The 20,498-nt window shown below is 38.2% G+C and carries 17 protein-coding genes and 1 pseudogene; 8 read left to right on the top strand and 10 right to left on the bottom strand.

Features of this window, described 5'->3' with window-relative positions; translation table 11 throughout:
- The first annotated feature begins 286 nt into the window (after positions 1 to 286).
- The 3 genes from A3IA_RS0110195 to ftsY all read left to right on the top strand — a co-directional run bounded on the left by A3IA_RS0110195 (position 287) and on the right by ftsY (position 3,615).
- On the top strand, positions 287 to 1,075 hold the full coding sequence (locus A3IA_RS0110195) for a Cof-type HAD-IIB family hydrolase (protein WP_026217674.1): 789 nt from the start codon (positions 287 to 289) through the stop codon (positions 1,073 to 1,075).
- 1 nt (position 1,076) lies between these two features.
- A complete protein-coding gene (locus tag A3IA_RS0110190; RefSeq protein WP_018381223.1) occupies positions 1,077 to 1,898 on the top strand; it encodes a Cof-type HAD-IIB family hydrolase in 822 nt (273 codons plus the stop codon).
- A 403-nt stretch (positions 1,899 to 2,301) separates the two neighbouring features.
- Positions 2,302 to 3,615: a signal recognition particle-docking protein FtsY gene (gene ftsY / locus A3IA_RS0110185; RefSeq protein WP_051072818.1), complete on the top strand. Its 1,314-nt coding sequence runs from the start codon at positions 2,302 to 2,304 to the stop codon at positions 3,613 to 3,615.
- A gap of 1,149 nt (positions 3,616 to 4,764) precedes the next feature.
- Here the strand turns inward: ftsY and A3IA_RS0110180 are convergent.
- From A3IA_RS0110180 to A3IA_RS0110170, 3 genes are all read right to left on the bottom strand, one after another.
- Positions 4,765 to 6,117, bottom strand: coding sequence for an APC family permease (locus tag A3IA_RS0110180; RefSeq protein WP_018381221.1), 1,353 nt, complete (start codon positions 6,115 to 6,117; stop codon positions 4,765 to 4,767).
- Positions 6,118 to 6,218: 101 nt separating this feature from the next.
- The gene (locus tag A3IA_RS0110175; RefSeq protein WP_018381220.1) at positions 6,219 to 7,199 is read right to left on the bottom strand and encodes an L-threonine 3-dehydrogenase; all 981 of its coding nucleotides are present in this window, start codon (positions 7,197 to 7,199) and stop codon (positions 6,219 to 6,221) included.
- Between the two features lie 35 nt (positions 7,200 to 7,234).
- On the bottom strand, positions 7,235 to 8,428 hold the full coding sequence (locus A3IA_RS0110170; protein WP_018381219.1) for a glycine C-acetyltransferase: 1,194 nt from the start codon (positions 8,426 to 8,428) through the stop codon (positions 7,235 to 7,237).
- A 513-nt stretch (positions 8,429 to 8,941) separates the two neighbouring features.
- Here A3IA_RS0110170 and ald point away from each other — a divergent pair.
- Together ald and tdcB are read left to right on the top strand one after the other, a co-directional pair.
- Positions 8,942 to 10,036, top strand: coding sequence for an alanine dehydrogenase (gene ald, locus A3IA_RS0110165; protein ID WP_018381218.1), 1,095 nt, complete (start codon positions 8,942 to 8,944; stop codon positions 10,034 to 10,036).
- A 23-nt stretch (positions 10,037 to 10,059) separates the two neighbouring features.
- A complete protein-coding gene (gene tdcB / locus A3IA_RS0110160; protein WP_018381217.1) occupies positions 10,060 to 11,067 on the top strand; it encodes a bifunctional threonine ammonia-lyase/L-serine ammonia-lyase TdcB in 1,008 nt (335 codons plus the stop codon).
- A gap of 495 nt (positions 11,068 to 11,562) precedes the next feature.
- Here tdcB and A3IA_RS0110155 read toward each other — a convergent pair whose 3' ends face one another.
- From A3IA_RS0110155 to A3IA_RS12340, 6 genes are all read right to left on the bottom strand, one after another.
- On the bottom strand, positions 11,563 to 12,378 hold the full coding sequence (locus A3IA_RS0110155) for a TIGR03943 family putative permease subunit (protein WP_018381216.1): 816 nt from the start codon (positions 12,376 to 12,378) through the stop codon (positions 11,563 to 11,565).
- Positions 12,375 to 13,280 (bottom strand): permease, encoded by a 906-nt coding sequence (locus tag A3IA_RS0110150; RefSeq protein WP_026217673.1) that lies wholly within the window; start codon positions 13,278 to 13,280, stop codon positions 12,375 to 12,377. Before A3IA_RS0110150 ends, A3IA_RS0110155 begins: the two co-directional genes overlap by 4 nt.
- Before the next feature lie 168 nt (positions 13,281 to 13,448).
- Positions 13,449 to 13,589, bottom strand: a complete 141-nt coding sequence (locus tag A3IA_RS0110145) for an SPJ_0845 family protein (protein ID WP_018381214.1) — start codon at positions 13,587 to 13,589, stop codon at positions 13,449 to 13,451.
- Between the two features lie 323 nt (positions 13,590 to 13,912).
- Positions 13,913 to 14,956, bottom strand: a complete 1,044-nt coding sequence (locus A3IA_RS0110140) for a sensor histidine kinase (protein WP_018381213.1) — start codon at positions 14,954 to 14,956, stop codon at positions 13,913 to 13,915.
- Entirely contained in the window at positions 14,953 to 15,645 is a 693-nt protein-coding gene (locus A3IA_RS0110135) for a response regulator transcription factor (protein WP_018381212.1), read from the bottom strand. Before A3IA_RS0110135 ends, A3IA_RS0110140 begins: the two co-directional genes overlap by 4 nt.
- Before the next feature lie 161 nt (positions 15,646 to 15,806).
- Positions 15,807 to 17,066: an SSURE domain-containing protein gene (locus tag A3IA_RS12340; protein ID WP_018381211.1), complete on the bottom strand. Its 1,260-nt coding sequence runs from the start codon at positions 17,064 to 17,066 to the stop codon at positions 15,807 to 15,809.
- A 473-nt stretch (positions 17,067 to 17,539) separates the two neighbouring features.
- On the opposite strand from A3IA_RS12340, the gene A3IA_RS0110125 reads away from it, so the two are divergent.
- The 3 genes and pseudogenes from A3IA_RS0110125 to A3IA_RS0110115 all read left to right on the top strand — a co-directional run bounded on the left by A3IA_RS0110125 (position 17,540) and on the right by A3IA_RS0110115 (position 19,586).
- Positions 17,540 to 18,508, top strand: a complete 969-nt coding sequence (locus tag A3IA_RS0110125) for a magnesium transporter CorA family protein (RefSeq protein WP_018381210.1) — start codon at positions 17,540 to 17,542, stop codon at positions 18,506 to 18,508.
- 120 nt (positions 18,509 to 18,628) lie between these two features.
- A pseudogene (locus tag A3IA_RS13520) lies at positions 18,629 to 18,961 on the top strand (VOC family protein); the annotation flags it as partial.
- A 16-nt stretch (positions 18,962 to 18,977) separates the two neighbouring features.
- Complete coding sequence (locus A3IA_RS0110115) at positions 18,978 to 19,586, top strand: DUF1349 domain-containing protein (RefSeq protein WP_018381208.1); 609 nt, start codon at positions 18,978 to 18,980, stop codon at positions 19,584 to 19,586.
- Between the two features lie 493 nt (positions 19,587 to 20,079).
- Here A3IA_RS0110115 and A3IA_RS12120 read toward each other — a convergent pair.
- Positions 20,080 to 20,498, bottom strand: a 419-nt coding sequence (locus A3IA_RS12120) for an IS630 family transposase (RefSeq protein ID WP_018381207.1), incomplete at its 5' end; no start/stop codon positions are given.

The raw sequence follows: 20,498 nt of genomic DNA, 5'->3' as shown, positions 1-20,498 counted from the left end.
TTTTGGTACAATGGTAGGGATTATATAGCCGATACTCAATGAGAATCATAGTCAAATGCATTAACTTTCAGATAAGGAACAGAAAAGACGCGGACAGTACTTGAGTAGGACAAGTCAAAAATGGCGATGTAGTAAAGTTAATTCAAAAGACTATAAAATCAGAACAGGCAAGGCTGATGCAGATAGAACTGCAGTTTATCAAATTAAGTCGGCACTGCCTAATGTTGATTTTCAAAGAGTATGACTAAAAAACAATAGGATAGTATTGAAAAGCTGGAGGTATGACGTGTTTAAAAAAATAGTAGCGTCCGATATGGATGGGACTTTTTTAAGACCGGATGGGTCTTATGATAAAGAAAGATTTGCGGCACTTCTGGACAAACTGACTGAAGCAGGTTATCTTTTTGTAGCCGCTAGCGGCAGGTCACTCTTAACTTTGAAAGGATTGTTCCATGAATTTAAAGATAAGATGGCTTTTATCGCTGAAAATGGTTGCATTGTTGAATGCGCGGGGCAGGTTATTTTTGAGGCTGAGATGATGCCTGAGGACTACCAGCTTATTTTGGCTGAATTACGTGCTCATCCTGATTGTCAGGGCTATCTTTTATCTGGTGAGAATGGAGCTTATGCTGCTTTGGATGCTTCAGATGACTATATTCAAAGGGCAAACTATTTTTATGCCAATGTTCAGCGAGCCGACCTCAATAAGGTGACTGATAAGATTTTAAAAGTGACTGCTCGATTTGATTCAGATAAGATTCATGATTTTTCGAAGCATTTAAATGGCCGTTTAGCCGATTTTCAAGCTGTTGTTACTGGCTTTGATGGAATGGATATTATTCCAAAAGCATATGACAAATCAACTGGCTTGGCAGTACTTTGTGGCAAACTAGGTTTGTCAGCCTCTGATGTGTATGCTTTTGGGGATAACTATAATGACCTTGAGATGCTAAAGTTTGCACGGACAGCCGTCGTACCTGAAAATGCTGTTGAAGCTGCAAAAGAATTAGCTGAAGAGGTTATTGGAGATAACAGCACAGATGCTGTTTTGAGCTATTTGGAAAGTTTGGTTTGAGATGACAGAGATAAAATTAGTTGCTTTAGATTTAGATAATACTCTTTTTGACGATGAGAAGAAGGTGTCAAAGGCTAATAAAGAAGCTATCAAGAAAGCCACACAATTAGGTGTCAAGGTTGTGATTACAACAGGTCGTCCTTTGAAAGCCATTGGTGATTTGCTGGAGGAGTTAGACCTTAATCATCCTATGGATTACAGTGTGACCTTTAATGGAGGGCTGATTCAGCGCAATGATGGGCATATCTTGGCTCAGCAGGCTTTGTCGCGAGATGAGGTAACCAATCTCTATCAGCAACTATCTGCGATGGGCTTGCCGGTTGACATCTTGAGTGAAGAGACGGTTTATAGCCTATCTGAGCCAGACCGTCCATCTCGCTACCCAGAAGCCAACCCTTTATTGACCTTTAAAAACTTGGATCGATTGGCTGATTTACCAGAAGACATCATTTATAATAAGATAGTCGTTGTGACGGATAAGGACTTCTTAGATGACAAAATCAAGGAAATGCCAGCCATGATTTTTGATGATTTTGAAGCTTTTAAATCACGAGAAATTATCTTTGAAATCATGCCAAAAGGTGTTCATAAGGCATCTGGTTTAGCTAAACTATGCAATCTCTTAGCCATTGACCGAGAAAATGTCATGACTGTCGGCGACGAGGAAAATGATTTGACCATGATTGACTGGGCGGGGTTAGGAGTTGCCATGAAAAATGCTGCGCTCATTGTCAAAGAAACAGCTAACGTCGTCACAAACAAAGATAATAACCATTCAGGAGTGGCAGAAGCCATTGAAAAATACGTATTAGGTGGAGAGTAAGATGGGATTATTTGACCGTTTATTTGGAAAAAAAGAAAAAACAAAAGAGCAAGAGCTTAATCAAGAAGCGTTTGAAAATCAGGAAAATGTGGCTATAGAGTCTCATCAAGCAGAGCAAGAAGCTATTCAAGAAGAGATTGTAGAGAATACCTCTTCCGAGCAAGAAAGCCTGGTTATTGTTTCAGAAAAAGATGACAGAATCAGCCAATCATCAGAGGATGATTTTGTGACGCAAGTCGATTCTGCTCTTGATGAGGCTAATAATGACAGTGAAGCAAGTTTTGAAGCAGTTGCAACGGACCTCGTTTTAGAAGATTCTGAGCCAGTTGAGTGGAAAGATGAGTTCGATTTTGAAGATTCAAAAGAAACAGACTCTGATAGTCGTCCTACATCTGACAAGGCTGTGCCAAAATACCAAAGGGATTCATCAGTTGAGTGGAAAGATGAGATAGCAGTTGAACTGAGCCAAGAAGAAACAAGAGACACTGAGGAGCAAGACTCATCAGAGCCATCTAGTCAAAGTCTGGATAAGTCATCGCCATCTTTTGATGAACAAGGTGATTCATCAGAACTTTCTAGTAGCGAAGTAGACAGTGTATCTGTTAGTGAAGTAGCATCACAATCGAATGACCCTCGTTTCGAATCCATTATGGCAGATTACTATGCGAAAAAAGCTGCCGTTGCTGAGGCTGCTGAGCGTGGTGAGACCTTAAGTTTTGACGCCATGCCAACACGCCAAATCGAGGAACTCTCTAAAGAAAATGCTCCGGCAAGCACGCCAGAAATCGAAGAAACGACTGAAGAAAAATATAATCGCAGTTTGAAAAAAACGCGAACAGGATTTGCCGCTCGCCTCAATGAATTTTTTGCGAATTTCCGTAAAGTTGATGAGGAATTCTTTGAAGAATTAGAAGAAATGCTCATCATGTCTGACGTCGGAGTGACTGTTGCAACGCAGTTAACTGAAGACCTACGTCAAGAAGCACGCCTAGAAAATGCTAAAAAACCAGACGATTTACGACAAGTAGTCATTGAGAAACTGGTAGACATCTACGAAAAAGATGGTATTTATAAAGAAAACATTAATTTCCAAGACGATTTGACCGTCATGCTCTTTGTAGGCGTTAATGGTGTTGGTAAAACGACTACTATTGGGAAATTAGCTTATCAATACAAGAATCAAGGTAAAAAAGTGATGCTAGTTGCTGCAGATACCTTCCGTGCAGGAGCGGTTGCTCAGCTGGTTGAGTGGGGACGTCGCGTTGATGTGCCGGTAGTGACAGGTCCGGAGAAAGTCGATCCAGCTTCAGTTGTCTTTGATGGGATGGAACGCGCTGTGGCTGAAGGTGTTGATGTTCTTATGATTGATACGGCGGGTCGTTTGCAGAATAAGGATAATCTTATGAAAGAGCTGGAGAAAATTGGTCGTATTATCAAACGTGTTATTCCAGAAGCACCACACGAAACGCTCTTAGCTTTAGACGCTTCAACTGGTCAAAACGCCCTTAGTCAGGCTAAAGAATTTTCAAAAATCACTCCACTAACAGGATTAGTCCTAACCAAAATTGATGGAACTGCCAAAGGTGGTGTCGTTCTGGCTATCCGCCAAGAGTTGGATATTCCCGTTAAGTTGATTGGTTTTGGCGAAAAAATCGATGACATCGGACAATTCAATTCAGAGAATTTCATGCAGAGTTTATTAGAAGGCTTGATTTAAGTGTTGTTAGCTGACACAAAAATACTAAGCAGCTGTCGCCTGCTAACTCATGACAGAAAATAATAATCGGCTTATAATGACGTTGAACAATACAAATCCGTATCCGTAAATAGAGCTTTACCTAACCTGTACCAAAATGCTGGATAAGTAGGAGTTATGAGCTAACCCGACTACGCCTTGGGTATTTGACTATAAAATGATAACTAAGGAGTCTAGGACAAAAAAGATTTTGATTTTTGAAATTCTTTATCATCCATTCTTAAAATTGATAAATTAAATATAAAAAGCGAACAAAATTAGTTTTCTGACACTCAGAATTCTGTCTTGTTTGCTTTTTATATTTAGGGTTGGATTTTTTCCCAGACTCATTTTTTATAGGGAAGTCATGATTGAAACTTGCCGTGGTAATGATGTCCTCTAGAAATCCCCTGTGTGTCGTAGTCTGGCTGGTCTACCAATACTGAACAAAAATAGATATATCATACCTACTGTGAAACTAAAGCATTTTTTTAATGATGAAATGAATGAAAACAAGCATAAAAACCAAGTCTTATGGTTTCTACCACAGATTTAGTCCATGGGTTCTTCTAGGCTATGAGGGCTTAATGTTTTTAGATATTGCCACTGCACCACAAAATCTTAAGAATAGGCTTTTCAGACGCTTGATGAAGTGAGTGATAAACTGTATAAGTCTTTCGAAACTTTTGCCTTAGTCTGGCTTAATACTCTTCGAAAATCACATCTAGACTTTGTTGGCTGGATATGATGAATTTCATTTTATAGTCAAATGAATTAACTTTCAGACAAGGTACGGAAGATGCGGACAGTACTTGAGTACGGCAAGTCGAAAGTGACGATATACCAAAGTTAATTCAAAAGACTAGCGTTTTATCTGCATCGGCGTCGCCATACCTGATTTGGATCGTTATTGAGTATAAAATCGATTGTTTATAGAAGTCGGGATGGCATTTATTTTTTGATTTTTTATTTAGCATAAATACCAACAAATCGACAACAATCAAAAAGTGCTAGGACTGTGGTAACAGTTCTAGCACTGAAACTTAAAAAATTTTCAATGTCAGTATAGCACAGGGAGTAATTTTTTGCGCTTTTTTACTATTATTGTTTCATAAGGAGTTTTTTTTATTGCTAAGCATTTTTTTGTTTATAAAGATAAACTGGAATACCGATAGCAGTGAGTAAGATACCAATCATGGCTAACATAAATTGACTCTTAAGTGTCAATACAAGGATGAAAATACCACCAATGATAGCTATTATTGGAACGACAGGATAAAATGGTACTTTATATGGACGTTCGAGGTTTGGCTCATCTTTTCTAAGTTTGATAACTGCAAAGAAGACAAGTGTGTAGAAAATCCAAATAACGAAGATCAACATATCTGTCAAGACATTGAAACCACCAAGGCAAACCATGATAACTGCAATGAGAACTTGTAACCAACCTGCGATATGTGGAACTTTATTGTTGTTTAATTTTGCTAAATAATTTGAGAAAGGAAGAGTGTTTTCACGAGCCATTGTGTATGGTAGACGCATTCCTGTCATTGTATAACCATTGATTGTACCGTAAACAGAAATTAAGATACCAATAGTGATAATTTTTCCACCGATTGGTCCAAAATAGTGCTGAGCAACTTGCATAGCGGCAGCATCGTTTCCAGCTAATTGTTCAACAGGCATAGCCTTGAGGTAGGCAAAGTTAATCAAGCCATAAACAATCATAATGCCTAGCATTCCTAGACCGATAGCCCTAGGTAGGTCACGAGCTGGATTTTTTAATTCTCCAGCAATATTTCCGACATGAATCCAACCATCATAAGCGAACATGGTTGCTAGTAAGCCAGCACCTAAAGCAGTTACCATACCACCTGTGTTTGCACCGGCTTGAACTGGGAAAAGACTAACTTCGACAGCAGCGTTTGAGAAAAGACCAAAAACAATGATTGCACCGATTGGAATCAATTTAGCAACAAGCGTTATAGATTGGAACGCCCCACTAGCTTTTGCACCTAAAAAGTTAATGAGAGTAATAGATACTGCTGCTAAAATAGCAATTGGTATCAGCATGGCACCATCTAAACCAAATAAATTTTTAACTTGAGTTGCAAAGATAATTGCTAAAGCAGCGATATTAGCAGGAAAGTAAATAATGACTTGTGCCCAACCAAGAAGAAACGCAGGGAATTTACCATAAGCTCGTTCAATATAACGAATCATTCCCCCTGTTTCAGGGATTGCAGCAGCGAGTTCAGCTCCTGTTAAACCAGCGCAAAGTGAAATGATACCAGCTAGAACCCAGACGAGCATGTGCAGACTAGTGGAACCTGTTGCACTTGAAACACTAGCTGCCTTAAAGAAAACACCTGCTCCAATAACAGTTCCCATAACCGTTGAGAGAGCTGGAAAGAAAGTCATGGTTCTTTCAAGTTCATTGTGTTGTTGACTCCCTACATTTTGAGGGCCATTCATTTCCGACATAGGAAAATCCTCCAAATAATATTCATTAAAAAGCTAGCAGCTTTCGTGTGATCACTGCTAGCATAAAACAGAACTTAAGTATACCTTATTATACGAAATTATCAAAATGATACTTTTGTATCAATACCTTCATCAGCGAATTTTTTTGATAATTGTTTAAGCATCTCTTCAGTCATTTTATCGAGATCAAATTTAGGGTTGAAATCCCACTCTTTTTTAGCACAACTTGCATCAATTGAATTTGGCCATGAATTTGCAATTCCTTGACGAACAGGATCAACTTCGTAGCCCATTTCAAAATCTGGAATGAATTTTTTGATTGAAGCAGCGATTTCTTCAGGATCAAATGACATAGCAGTAATATTGAAACTATTTCGATGTTCTAAACGCTCAGGATCGGCATTCAACAAATCAACAATAGCATCGATAGCATCATCCATGTACATCATATCCATGTAAGTGCCTTTATCAATGAATGATTTGTATGATTTGTTTTTGAGTGCTTCGTAGTAAATATCTACAGCGTAGTCGGTAGTTCCTCCACCTGGCTCAACTTTATAGGAGATGAGACCTGGGAAACGTACAGAGCGTGTATCAACACCATATTTAGTATGATAGTAATCTTCTAATAATTCACCAGCAACTTTGGTAACCCCGTACATCGTTGTTGGACGCATGATAGTATCTTGTGGCGTATTGTCCGCTGGAGAGTTAGGACCAAATGCCGCAATAGAAGAAGGAGCAAAGAATAGCGCGTCCATTTCACGTGCTACTTCAAGAGCGTTCATTAAACCACCCATATTTAGCCCCCAAGCAAATGCAGGACGTGCTTCTGCAGTAGCAGAAAGTAGCGCTGCTAAATGAACAATCGTATCAACTTCGTATTTTTTAGCGATTGCTAGATATGCTTCATAATCTGTTACATCAAGAGTTTCAAAGATACCGCCTTCAACGGTTTTATTATTTTCAGGTTTTCGAATATCTGAAGCAATAACGTTATCTACTCCAAGATCTTTACGAAGACGTTCTGCAAGTTCTGAACCGATTTGTCCGAGTGATCCTGTAATCAATACTTTTTTCATTTAATAGTCCTCTTTTCTATAGTTAAGATTATCAATTATTTGAGAATACCAAGTTCTTTACCAACTTTTTCGTAGATGGTAATAGCTTGATCAATCATTTCTTTTGTATGAGATGCATTTGGCATATTCCGAACTCGACCAGTTCCAAGTGGAACAGTTGGGTAAACGATTGGTTTTACGTAAACACCATTTTCAATCAATTTTTTAGAGAATTGTTGAGCCAATTTTTCATCACCAACAATAACAGGAGTGATTGGTGTTTCAGAAACCCCAATATCATAACCGATACGTTTTAATTCTGATTTGAAGTAATTAGCATTTTCCCAAAGACGATCAACAAGTTCAGGCTTGGTTTCAATTAATTCAATAGCTTTGATAATTGCTCCAGCAGCGCCAGGTGTTAATGAGGTAGAAAATAGGAATGGACGTGCTTGAGATTTGAGCCATTTAATGAGTTTGCCAGAACCAGCGATATAACCGCCAACAACCCCAATCCCTTTTGAGAGAGTACCAAGCTGCATATCAATGTGATCTTGCATACCGAAATGTTTCACAGTACCATGTCCATGTCCCATAACACCAGTACCGTGAGCATCATCGACGTAAGTGATGAGGTTATATTTTTCAGCAATCTTAACAATTTCATCAATTTTTGCAACATCCCCATCCATTGAGAAGACGCCATCAGTGATGTACATTATTTTATTGTATTCGCCACTTTCAGTTGCCTCTTTAGCTTTAGCTTCAAGATCTTCCATATCTTGGTGTTTAACACGAATAATTTTTGCACCAGATAAACGACAACCGTCAATAATAGAAGCATGGTTCAATTCATCAGAGAGAATGGCATCGCCTTTTTTCATTACAGCAGGAATGCCCCCCATGTTTCCATTAAAACCAGATTGAAAGGCGATAGCTGCTTCAGTTCCTTTAAACTCAGCTAACTTTTCTTCTAATGTTCTATGGATGTCGAGTGTACCATTGATTGTGCGAACAGCACCAGCACCAGCACCGTATTTTTCAGTTGCCGCGATATCAGCAGCAATAATGTCATCATAAGTCGCAAAACCGAGGTAGTTGTTGGAAGCAAAATTGATTAATTCCCTACCTTCAACAGTGATCACAGGACCATTTCCTCCCTCAACCACATCAATTGTGTTTAAGAGACCGCGACTCTCCAAGTCATTTAGATTAAAATCTAAAAATTCTTCTAACTGTTTAGATGTCATAATGACCTCCTTAATTTTTTTGAGCTTCTTGCTCTTGACAATTTGTATTCTAACATTGTGAAAGCGCTTAATCAATGTAGAAAAAGCGCCATATACCCATTTGTGAAATGTTCGAAAAATAAAAAATAATCCAAAAATAATAACTAAATAAGAATTCATCAACAAAAAAAGATAACGTTTTCAAGAGATACTGTAATTTTACTTGAAGCGAAAAATTATCTAAATAATCTGACAAAACTTTATTTTTATCTTTTTATTTTTTATTTAAAAAGAAAAACTTATAGGCCTATAAAAAAGAACTATAAAATTAAAATTAAAAATACCAGTATCTATTTCTTTTGTTTTTGACAAAAATATATAGGTAATAGCTGATATAGCAAGACTTATCGCTGTTTTGGTCTTTCTCAAAAATTAAGTTTGTGAAAAAGGAATTACTTCACAAATTCATTGACACGAAATTTTGTAAGTGCTATCATTTCTTCGAAAACAAATATTTTTAAAGGAGAATCAATTATGAGAATTGGTGTTATTAAAGATCCAAAACAAGGTGAAGCACGTGTAGGGATGACCCCTGAAAATGTAAAGATTTTAGTTGAAGCAGGTAATGAGGTTCTAGTAGATAGTAATGCAGGAGCTGGTTGCGGATTTACAAATGATTTATATGAAGCAGCTGGAGGTAAGATCGTAGATACTGAGACAGCTTGGGAAGCTGATTTAATTGTTAAAGTTAAAGAGCCAATGGAGTCAGAATATAAATATTTCAAACCTGGCCAAATTATTTGGGGCTTCCTTCATTTAGCAGCTAATAAAGCCTGTGTTGAAAAAATGATGGAAGTTGGCGTAACAGCTATTTCAGGAGAAAACATCTCAATTAATGGTGTGCTTGAATTACTTAAACCGATGTCTGCTATTGCCGGACGTCGAGCTGTAAATATTGGGCAATATTACCTTGAAAAACAACATGAAGGTCAAGGAATTCTTCTACCTGGTATACCAGGAATTGAAGCTGGAACAGTCGTTATTTTCGGTGGTGGTAACGCTGCGGAGAATGCTGCGGATATGGCAGTAGCTCTTGGGTGCAAAGTTATTATCATTGAACTTGGTGACGAACGTATCGCTCAATTGAAAGAACACTATGCAGGTAAGACAGTTGAAATTGTTAAATCAACCACTGAAGCTTTAGAAGAAAATATCAAAATTGCTGATATCTTCATCTCAACCATCTTGATTCCAGGAGCTAAACCACCAAAATTGGTGAAAGAATATATGGTTGAGTCAATGAAACCAGGTTCTGTACTTGTGGATATTGCGATTGACCAAGGTGGTACTGTTGAAACAATTGATCATGCTACAAATCATGCTGATCCAGTGTTTATTAAGCACGGTGTTATTCACTATGCGGTACCAAATATGCCGGGTGCTACACCACGTACAGCTACAATTGCTCTTGCTCAAGGTAATATTTCATTCCTAAAAGCTATTAGCACTAAAGGCTTAGATGAGGCTTTGAAAGATGAAGAACTCTTCTCTGGCTTGAGTGTTTATAAAGGAAAAGTTGTTTCTAAAGCACTTGCTGATTCAATTGATGTTGCCTATTCAGAGTTTTAAAAAGAAGGGTGAGGAGAATGACTATGTCAAATGTAACTAATTTACCAATTTCAATTAAGGATGTGAAAAGTGCACAAAATGTTATTAAACGATACGCACGAGAAACACCACTCATTCAGTCAATGTTTTTGACCGCTAAAACAGGTGGTGAAGTCTATTTGAAACTGGAAAACATGCAACTCACTGGTTCTTTTAAATTTAGAGGGGCTTTTAACAAAATCGCTCAACTAACACAGGAAGAAAAAGATCGTGGTGTTATTGCCTGTTCAGCAGGGAACCATGCACAAGGTGTTGCCTTAACATCAAAACTGCTAGGTATTAAAAGTATTATTGTAATGCCTAAAGGTGCACCACAAGCAAAAGTTGATGCAACACGTGGCTATGGTGCAGAAGTAATGCTTGAAGGGGAACAATTCGATGATTCCAAAGCATTCTGTGAAGCCTATGCTAAGGAACATAACATTACTTACATCCCTCCTTATGATGATTCAGAAGTCATGGCAGGACAAGGTGTTATCGGTCTTGAAATTTTAGAAAATCTCTGGGATGTAGACACTGTTCTAGTACCTGTTGGTGGTGGTGGTTTGATTTCTGGTGTAGCAGTCGCCTTGAAATCATTTAACCCTAACATTAAAGTTATTGGTGTGCAGGCTGAAAATTGTCATGGTATGACAGCATCATTTAAAGAACGTAAAAAAGTTTTCCATGATGAAGCACCAACAATAGCAGACGGTTGTCATGTAGCCTTTCCAGGTGAATTGACATTTGATGTTGTAAATCAAATTGTTGACAATATGGTCTTGGTAACAGAAGAAGAAATTGAAGTTGCCATTAAGGACTTAATCCAACGTACTAAGATTGTCGTTGAAGGAGCTGGTGCCTTAACAACCGCAGCCATCCTTGCTGGAAAAGTTGATGACTATGTCAACGGTAAGAAAACTGTTGCAATCGTCTCTGGAGGTAATGTTGACTTGGCTCGTATTGAAGACATTGTTGACCATTTCCTTATTGCTAATGACGAGGAACACTAAACAGTATAACAAACATAAAATCGCCTGAAGTTTCTCTCAGGCGATTTTTATGCTAATTCATTTTTTATCAGAAGTTTGAGCCTTTTGGGTTCAATCGATTGGATGCAGTCTTTTGAATTAATGTTGATGCATGGTCACTTTCGACTTGCCGCATTCATACTCTTTGAAAATCCAAAGCAGACCTTGTTGACTTGATGTGATGACCTTCAGTTCTATCTGCTATCTGTGTCGCCTAGTCTGCTTTTGATTTTCATTGAGTACCCAAGCACTGTTTGCGTCTTTTTTGTTCCTTGTCTGAAAGGTAATTCATTTGATTATATAAAACGTCTGGAGCAAAAAGATTTTTCTTTAGAAATGCTTTACTATCTGGATGTATGAAGTTGATAAGACTATAAAAAACGAACAAGATAGTTTTTTGTTGGCCGGAATGCTATCTTGTTCGTTTTTTGATATTTTGTGTCAGACTTTTGTCTAGACTCTTATTGTGAAGAACCATTAAAACACACGATAAACATATGGATTGTCTGGTTGAGAAACTTCTTGACTGTCTTCAATATGGAGAACAGGCAGGGTTTCTTCGAGTTGGTTATTGTATTCGGTTGAAATGGTACCAGATACCCTTACCCAAGTATTGTTATCAAATGTCTTAGGGTTACCGGTCGTAGAAAGACCGTAGACACCGGAGTCGGCGATACAATGAATGACCCCAAAGCGGAAGAGATATTGATAACCTTGATGACCAGGCTCGTTATAGACAAAGCCTGTATAGGAAATCTGTTTACCAGTAAAAACATCAGGATAGAGATAAATCAATTCCATAATTTCCATATAGTTTTGGGTCGTAATCTCAATCGTATCAAGGTTTTGATAAGTTTTTAACTCGCGTTTCATCTCCTTCTGATAGGCATTTTTGGTGAAATAAAGACTGGTATCAGGTTTTAGGTATTGAACGCGGGTACCATCATCTGATGCCCCTTTTCCGACAGATCCGACAGCCGTTGGAAAGGTGTACCCCTTAGCCGAAACAGTTGTAGAATCAAGGGTTACAGTGGGGACAAGCAAACCAACTAAGACTGGAAATACTAGAATCATCGGACTGGTCAGCTTTGCTATTTTTCCAGATAAATGAGAATGGAGCTTGAGATTTTTCATCCAGATCATCAGCTGAACCACAGCTAAAATAAAAGATAATATCATGGCGATAAAAGCAAGATATGAGTAGTGAGTATTAATGTACTGGTCTAATTTACCCGACAGGTAAAGATACATACTAAGCTCAAAATAACCAGTTAGGATTAAAAATCGAATCATGTAAGAACTCCTAAAGCGAGACAATAAAGGGACACGATAACAGCAGAAACCGCGATAAACTGAAGGATGAAGCCCTTTTTAAAACTCGTCCACATCATCATTAGGTTTTTGATGTCAATGATGGGACCGATGAGTAGAAAAGCCATGACAGGTGCTGCTCCAAAGCTAGAGAGGAGGCTGGCACCGATAAAGGCATCCGCTTCACTACAAAGTGAAAGGACAAAGGCTAAGGCCATCATGACCAAGATTGCTGTTAAAGAGTTTCCAGCCAAAGATGTCAGAATGCGAGTTGGCAGGTAAATCTGCATGGCAGAGGCAATCAGAGTCCCAAAAATCAGATAGCGTCCTGTGTCGAAGAATTCATCAATGGCATGAGACAGGGAGTAAAAGATTTTTTTCAGGTGGCTATGCCCACTGTAATCATGAAAATGCAGGGCTTCTTTTGAAGGATTTTGAATATCTTCATCCGTTAGGTAGGCTAAGAGTACTCCCAGAGCAACTGCGACCAGAATAGCACCCGTTAAGCGCCAGATGACAAACTGCCAAGAATTCCCAAAAGCAGAATAAGTCGCCAGAATAACAATGGGATTAATCACCGGAGCCGTAGCCAAAAAGGGAACAGCTGTATAACTGGGCACTTTTTTCTCCATGAGACGATTGACAATGGGGACAATACCACACTCACAAGAGGGAAAAATAATCCCAATAAAAGTACCGAACAAAATACGCAAAAAGCGATTTTTGGGAAGGTGTTTGGTCACTTTATCAGGGGTGACGTAAACTTCGATAAAGCCTGTTAAAATAGCACCTAAAAGAACAAAAGGGAGTGCCTCAATGATAATGGACATGAAAATAGCCATCCATTGAAGCACGCTGTCAGGTAAATGATTAAAAAAAGACACGAGCAACCTCACTTTATCCAGTATTTAAGATAATGGAAAAGACTTCCTAGATAACAGGCTAATGCTGTTATCTAGGAAATTGACAAATTGATAGAAAATGACCATGGCAAGATCTCTGATAGAAATGCACTTAATCCTCCAATAACCATATAAAATGTAGGGGCAATTTTAGGATAATGCCTTATTTTTCTCTTTTTTGCCATCGTCTTTTTTCCCTTTTTTAGGATCTGAATCCATATTGTCGGGCAATTTGGCAAAACTGGCAAACATGCTTTCTAGTTTATCGTCTTTTTTATATGAAATGGCCATAGATAGCACCTCCGATTTTATAGTATTTCTATTATACTATCATTTTTTCAGATTAGCTTAAAGCAACTATAGTTTGATAGAAAGTTGACAGTAGAGAGAGTTCCTTTCTAAAAGAACCTGAACGTAGACAAACCTTGAAACTTTGATGAATGGGACATCTTGCACGATGGATAATCATTAAACACCCAAAAAACTGTTGTTTCAACAGTTTTGGAAATTTTTATTTTTGAATCCAAAAAAAGATTGGAGAAAAATGTCCAAAGTCGACTTTTTCTTCAATCTGAAGAACCGTTTGGATACGGCTCTTTAGTTATTTTCAATCTTTATGATATTTTATTGATAGGAATTGATAGAGAGAATTTGCTGCCTTTAGCCTTTTGGCTATCAACGCTAATAGAACCGCCAAGTTGCTGCGCTAATTCTTGAGCAATGTAAAGTCCTAAACCATGTCCGCCTGTTGTCATATTTCGAGAACTTTCCACACGATAAAGGCGGTTGAAAATTTTAGCTTGATTCTCTGGGGCAATCCCTATGCCTTCGTCAGAGACGGTGACGGTGAGATTCTCCTTATCTTTGATAAGATTGATAGCAATTGGTGTCTTAGCAGGAGAATACTTGAAAGCATTACTCACCAAGTTTTGAAGAATGCGATACAATTTATGATAGCTACTGATAATATAGGCAGATTCAGGCTGCACGGAAATATCAATATCTCTTTTTTCCTCAGAAATTTGTAAGTGAAATTCTGATAAAATATCTAAAATCAACTTGTCTAAATAAATGACTTCTGGCTTTTCAAGACGTGGTTCTGTATCGTAGACTTTCGAAGCAACAAAATCTAATTCTTCAACGAGATGGTTTAACCGTCCTGTCTGTCTATGGATGGTTTGCAAGTAACGAGGCACGTCATCATGTGGAATGACCCCATCAAGTATGCCCTCAATTCCTGATTGGATGGAGGTAATGGGGGTTTTGATGTCATGCGATAGCTGAGCAATCATCAAGGCTTTATCACGTTCACTTTCAATGAGGGAATCAAAGGCTTCTTCTAAAGATTGTGCCATACGACTAAAAGCCGTGCCCAACTGGGCAAACTCCAGTGGCGAAGTGATATTGATGTCACCTTGAAAATCTCTTTGCGAGATGTCATTCATTCTTGAAACGAGTAATGACAAGGATTTAATGATTTTATTAAGTAACAGCAGGCTAAAGAGCGCTCCTAAAAGGCTGGCAAGGATAACGATTGTCATAATGAAAATAACTTGCTTTTGCTCGATAAACATATAATTGAGACCGATGAAAACCCCAATTAAGGTAATCAAGATAGCTATCAGGTGCCCTGTGATTAAGTAATATCTGAGTGTCATGGTGCCACCTCGAGTTTGTAACCCAATCCCCAAACCGTTTTGATGCTTGGCGTTTGGGGAGTGCTGTGTCTGGCTAAGTCATTTCGCAAAGCGTGGATATGAACATTGAGCGTATTGGTATCTTCGATAAAAGTTTCATCCCAGACACTTTCGTATAATTCTGACTTGGAAAAGACACGATTTTTTTGATGGGCTAAAAGCCACAGGATGTCGAATGCCTTATTGGTTAATTCAAGAGAATGCCCGTTGACCGAAACGGCTCGTGTTTGGTGGTTAATGACTAAATCACCAATAAGCAACTCTTCTTGAGCTTGTTGTCTACCATAAAGTCTCTTTAAAATATTGGTGACTCTAAGAACCAACTCTCTCGGACTAAAAGGTTTACAAATAAAATCATCAGCTCCCAAACTTAGAGAATAAATCTTATCAGGCTCGGCAGTTTTAGCTGTGATGAAAAGGAAGGCTTGCTCCTCCTTGATACTCAATACTTCTGAAATAAAATCATATCCATCCATCTGGGGCATCATGATGTCACTAATAATGAGGTCAACAGGATGCTTTTGGAAAATCTCTAGCGCCTCAAGACCATTATTTGCGGTCAACACCTCAAAACCAGCTTGATTCAAATAACGTTTGTTGATGTCGATAATGTCAGGTTCATCATCAACCAAGAGAATAGAATGTGTCATAGTTATAATCCTTATTTTTCAAATGAAATGTGTCGAAGACGTAGTTAAAATAGTGCTATACTTTGCTAAGTATAACACTATTCTGATATAAGACCAAGCGGTTTTTTTAGTTGTAAAACCTTAGCAAATAAGGTCTTTTAAAATTTGTTTATTGAGGGCGTTTAGCTCTCTTTTTTCTTAGATAGAAAACTTTTAAGGGAAATCCCAAAGGCTACTAAAAGAGTGACGAGTCCAAATCCAGTTAACAAGTGACGGTTTGATTCACCAGTCATAGGGAGGTTATTTTTGGCCATTTCTTTTTTACCTTGATCCATCATGTCAGATTTTTGATTTGTTTTCATCATTTTAGATGACATATCATCATTGGATTGAGCAGACGGCATGCTTTCTTTTTTAGGCATGTTCTTCTTGTTCATTGTTTGCTCATCCATCTTGTTATCCATATTTTTACCGGTATTATTGTCATCCATTTTGTTATTCATGTTTTTGCCGGTATTATTGTCATCCATTTTGTTATTCATGTTTTTACCGGTATTATTGTCATCCATTTTGTTATCCATATTTTTACCAGTATTATTGTCTTCCATCATTTTTTCTTTATTCGAATGTATGGTGACCATTTTGCTAGCAATGATGTTGGATAAATCTGGCATATTATCTTTGGCTGCATAGACAAGAATCTTACCTGTGATGGTTTCATCGGTCATTGCTTTTAAGGCTTTTAAAAGATCACTGTCCATTTTTCCTTGAAGCGATCCAGTAAGCTCTAAGCTGTAGAAATATTGTCCTTTTGAAAGATTTTTCAGAGGAAGTAAGGCGGGATTCATGGCTGTGCCATTATCAGACCAAGCGGCGCCATCAGAAGATTTTAAGAGTAGGCGTGTTAACATACCGTCGCCCCCGAAAGCTTCGAATGGAATCACTTGATTGACACCGGCAGTGAATGATCCAGGGAAGTTGGCATTTTGAATATAGGATTTAGGAACAGTAATGTCTTCATGAATAGCCTGTTCAACAGCTGATTTGACTGCTTCAGGAGTTGTAACAGTAGTTTCGGTCATTTTAGTAGTGGACATGTCATCAGAGCTAGCTTTTGGCTGAGAATACATTGCTTCTGACATTTCTTCCATAGGTTTTGTTTCAGAAGTATTAGGCATATCAGGCGTCATTGTTGGCTGATTAGCAACTTTCATGTCTGACATTTCCATGCTCATTTCTGTAGTGGCATCAGCACTTGGACTTGTAGTAGTTACACTGGATGCTGGTTGATTGCTCATGTCGTCAGCCCTAACCTGATTTCCCTGTGCTAAGACAAGAACACCTCCGCTAGCGATAATCATTGAAGCTAAACTAACCTTGCCATGATGGAGTGACCATTTCATGAATGATTCCTTTGTTTTGTTTGTTGATAAGTTTGACATAAACTTCTCCTTACTTTTTGTGATACCTCTATTGTAAGAAGTAACCTTAAGTATTCGTAAGTTATTTCTTAACTAAATCTTAAGTAAGCGTTAGGAAAGCCTTAAGTAAATAGTTTAGAAAGTCTTCATATTAAATCCAAAGTCTTCATTTGACAGTGATGACGGGCGGCACGATTTTTTATGAAATGTTACACTTAAAGAGTGACTCAAGGGTCTCAGAACTTTCTAGTAGGTGAGTTTTAACTACTGCTATCACAACGGCAAGTTTTAGTTAGCACTCACCTATCTGTCAATACCGTTTTTTGCATAATACTTAGTCATTGGAAGGATTTTTAAAATATCATTTGTTTTTGTTTGTTATCAGTCTTCTTTTTTATCACATTTCTAAATTCCAGACTAAATTCTAGTAATTGATAGCAGAAACTTTAGTAGTCTCATGTTATACTAGAAGTCAGAAAGTGACGAGGTTTCTAATGATAACAAGAGAACATTTCGACAGCTTTAGCTGGATTGATATTGATATTGATGAAGTTAGAGATGCTGAGAAAATTGCCATGGACTACGGTATTGACCCAGAAGTAGCTGCCTATGCCCTAGACAAAAATGAACTTGCCCATGTGGAATACAGTCGCAAAACAGGCCAATTACTTTTGATTTACAATGTGTTAAAATTGATTAAAGAGGATAACAATTTCCAGACAGTCCCCATCACCTTTATCGCTCAGGGAGATCGTCTTATTAGCATGTCTACCAAGGACACCGACTACATTGTCAGACGCTTGCAAACTTTAGCACAGGATAATCATGACATGAGTCTGTATGATTTTCTTTTCTCTGGTCTTGTGGAAATCTCAACGCATTATTTTTCAGTTATTGAAAAATTGACACACGAACGTCAAGTGATTAACCATCAACTTCGTGCTAAGACGACTAAACAAGGACTGTTAGCCCTATCCGATATTGAGACAGGTAATGTCTTTTTAGCTTCTGCCTGCCGTCAAAATGCTGTTAGTATTGAGCGTATCAAGAACCAATCCTTATATTTTAAGCTAAACGAAGAAGAAAAAGAGCAACTAGATGATGCCTTGGTTGAAGCTAAGCAACTGGTTGAAATGACCGAGATGACTTCGGAGATTTTGGGGCAATTAAGCGCAACTTATAATAACATCCTAAACAATGACCTAAACGATACCATGACCATGCTGACAATCGTGTCTCTTCTCATGACTATTCCAAGTATCGTGACAGGCTTCTTTGGGATTAATGTACCGCTACCGACTGTTTTTACCCAGAGCAAATACGGCTGGATTTTGGTCATTCTTTTGTCCATGTTTTTATGGGGGATTATGTCTAAAATCTTGACTTACATGATGGGAAAATCTTTCCTGATGGGCTTCAAACAGTTTCTTAAAATGGTTTTCAAAGGCAGACGAAAATCATAAGCTAGTATCAAAATGCGTTTATAACACTACCACGTTTTTTGAGATAGTTCTATAATAAGAGGTATTTTTGTGAACCGTTCAATCGAACGTATTTGACTATGGTGACAGGATTTAGAAGCTAGGCGTGCCTTTTATGAAACTTATTTTAAGACCAGATTATCAGAAAAATATCACCATCCAAAGCCTGATTTTTCATCTTACTTTTTAGCCTTCTCATCAGGTGTATGTTTGGCATTGTGCCACCGCACTGACAGTAAATACGGTGATGAAGCGACGTTTGGTTTAACACAGCTAGCCTTTTCATCGGCTTTAAAAGAAGCGGCAGATGCCTTCTATTATGCCATAGAGGGCAAGGTGGTTCCTAGCGTAAATGCCCCACGAACCACCGAGGATGGTTATTATGAAGCGGTGATTTTTGACCCAGAAAGCAACCAGTTAGAACGAACTATCTAAGAAAGGAAAATTTTTTATGACAACACCTAATTTGAAGCATTTCCAATGGACGCGTCCACCAAAAAATTATAAGGTGAGCGATCATCAAGTGTCCATCACGACAGAGCCACATACAGACTTGTGGCAAAAAACCTACTATCATTTTGTTAATGACAATGCACCACTTTTTCAGATGGCAACGCAAGACAAGTATTTTTCATTTACGGTTAAAACAAATTTTGAAGATAGTCACCATCGTTTTGACCAATGTGGTGTTATTCTCTACCAAGATAGTGAGAACTGGATTAAAGGGTCTATCGAGTACGAAAATGAAAACTTTCAGCACTTGGGCAGTGTGGTAACCAATCACGGTTACTCTGATTGGGCCACGACGGAAATTCCGACACAGGTCAAGAGCATGTGGTATCGCTTGAGTCGTCGCAATCAAGATTTTTGCATTGAATCTTCTGTAGATGGTGTGACTTTCCAGCAGATGCGCATCTGTCACCTTCATGAAACAACTGGAACAGTTCATTTTGGTATCTATGCTTGTTCACCTGAAGAATCCAGTTTTACGGCTATTTTTAGCCATTTTGATTATGGAGAATGCCAATGGCAAGCTCACGATGGGCAGGCACCTGACTAAAGAGAACATAGACGCGCTTTAACGTGTATAGAATTGTTGCCAATCTTTCTAATCGCTATTGCCTCTTAGTTGTTTGTGTTATTGTCATTGCTTATGCTACATCAGGTACTCTATTATGAGTTGTTTTTACGAAAACGTTCTAGCAGTTTTAGTAATTCAGCCTAGCCACATCAGCTTGACAGACTTCTTATCACTAGTGACAATGCCTGTTATGACTCACAACTATTTATTTGATTAATAAAGACAAAAAAGGACTTTTTCCGGTCCTTTTTAGCATGTAGACGAAGTAGTTTCGGGTGCTCTTACCGTTGCTAAGTTCAGGAAGAAAAAATTGACTTAGCAAGCCAGTTCTAATCAAAACTTATTTCCGCGATATAGTCTTTTACATTAATTTTGACACATCTATACTTTCGACTTGCTCTACGCATATTCAATGAAAATCAAAAGCAGACTAGGCGACACAGATAGCAGATAGAACTGAAGGTCATTATAGTCAACTGAAACAAGAGCAGGACAAAAGTGCCTCAATGAAAGTATGGCCATTTGGCAATATTTTTCTGAGGTGTTTTTTAATGTGAGCCCATGTTTTCTCAATGGGATTGTACTCAGGTGAGTACGGAGGAAGTGGTAAAATTCTATGCCCCTGCTCCTTAGACAAGGCCTTTAGCCTGCTCATTCTATGAAACTTTGCATTATCCATAATGATAACTGATGGCGTCTCCAAAGTGGGTAGTAAGAATTTTTGGAACCAAGCTTCGAAAAAATCACTAGTCATAGTATCTTTATAAGTCATCGGAGCTATAAGCTCACCATTTATAAGACCTGCAACTAAAGATATCCGCTGGTATCTTCTTCCAGAGACCTTACCTTTTATCAACTGACCTTTCAAGGAGCGACCATATTCTCGATAAA

Source organism: Streptococcus thoraltensis DSM 12221 (assembly GCF_000380145.1).
GTDB classification, from domain to species: Bacteria; Bacillota; Bacilli; order Lactobacillales; family Streptococcaceae; genus Streptococcus; species Streptococcus thoraltensis.
This window is presented reverse-complemented; position numbering and strand designations above follow the sequence as displayed.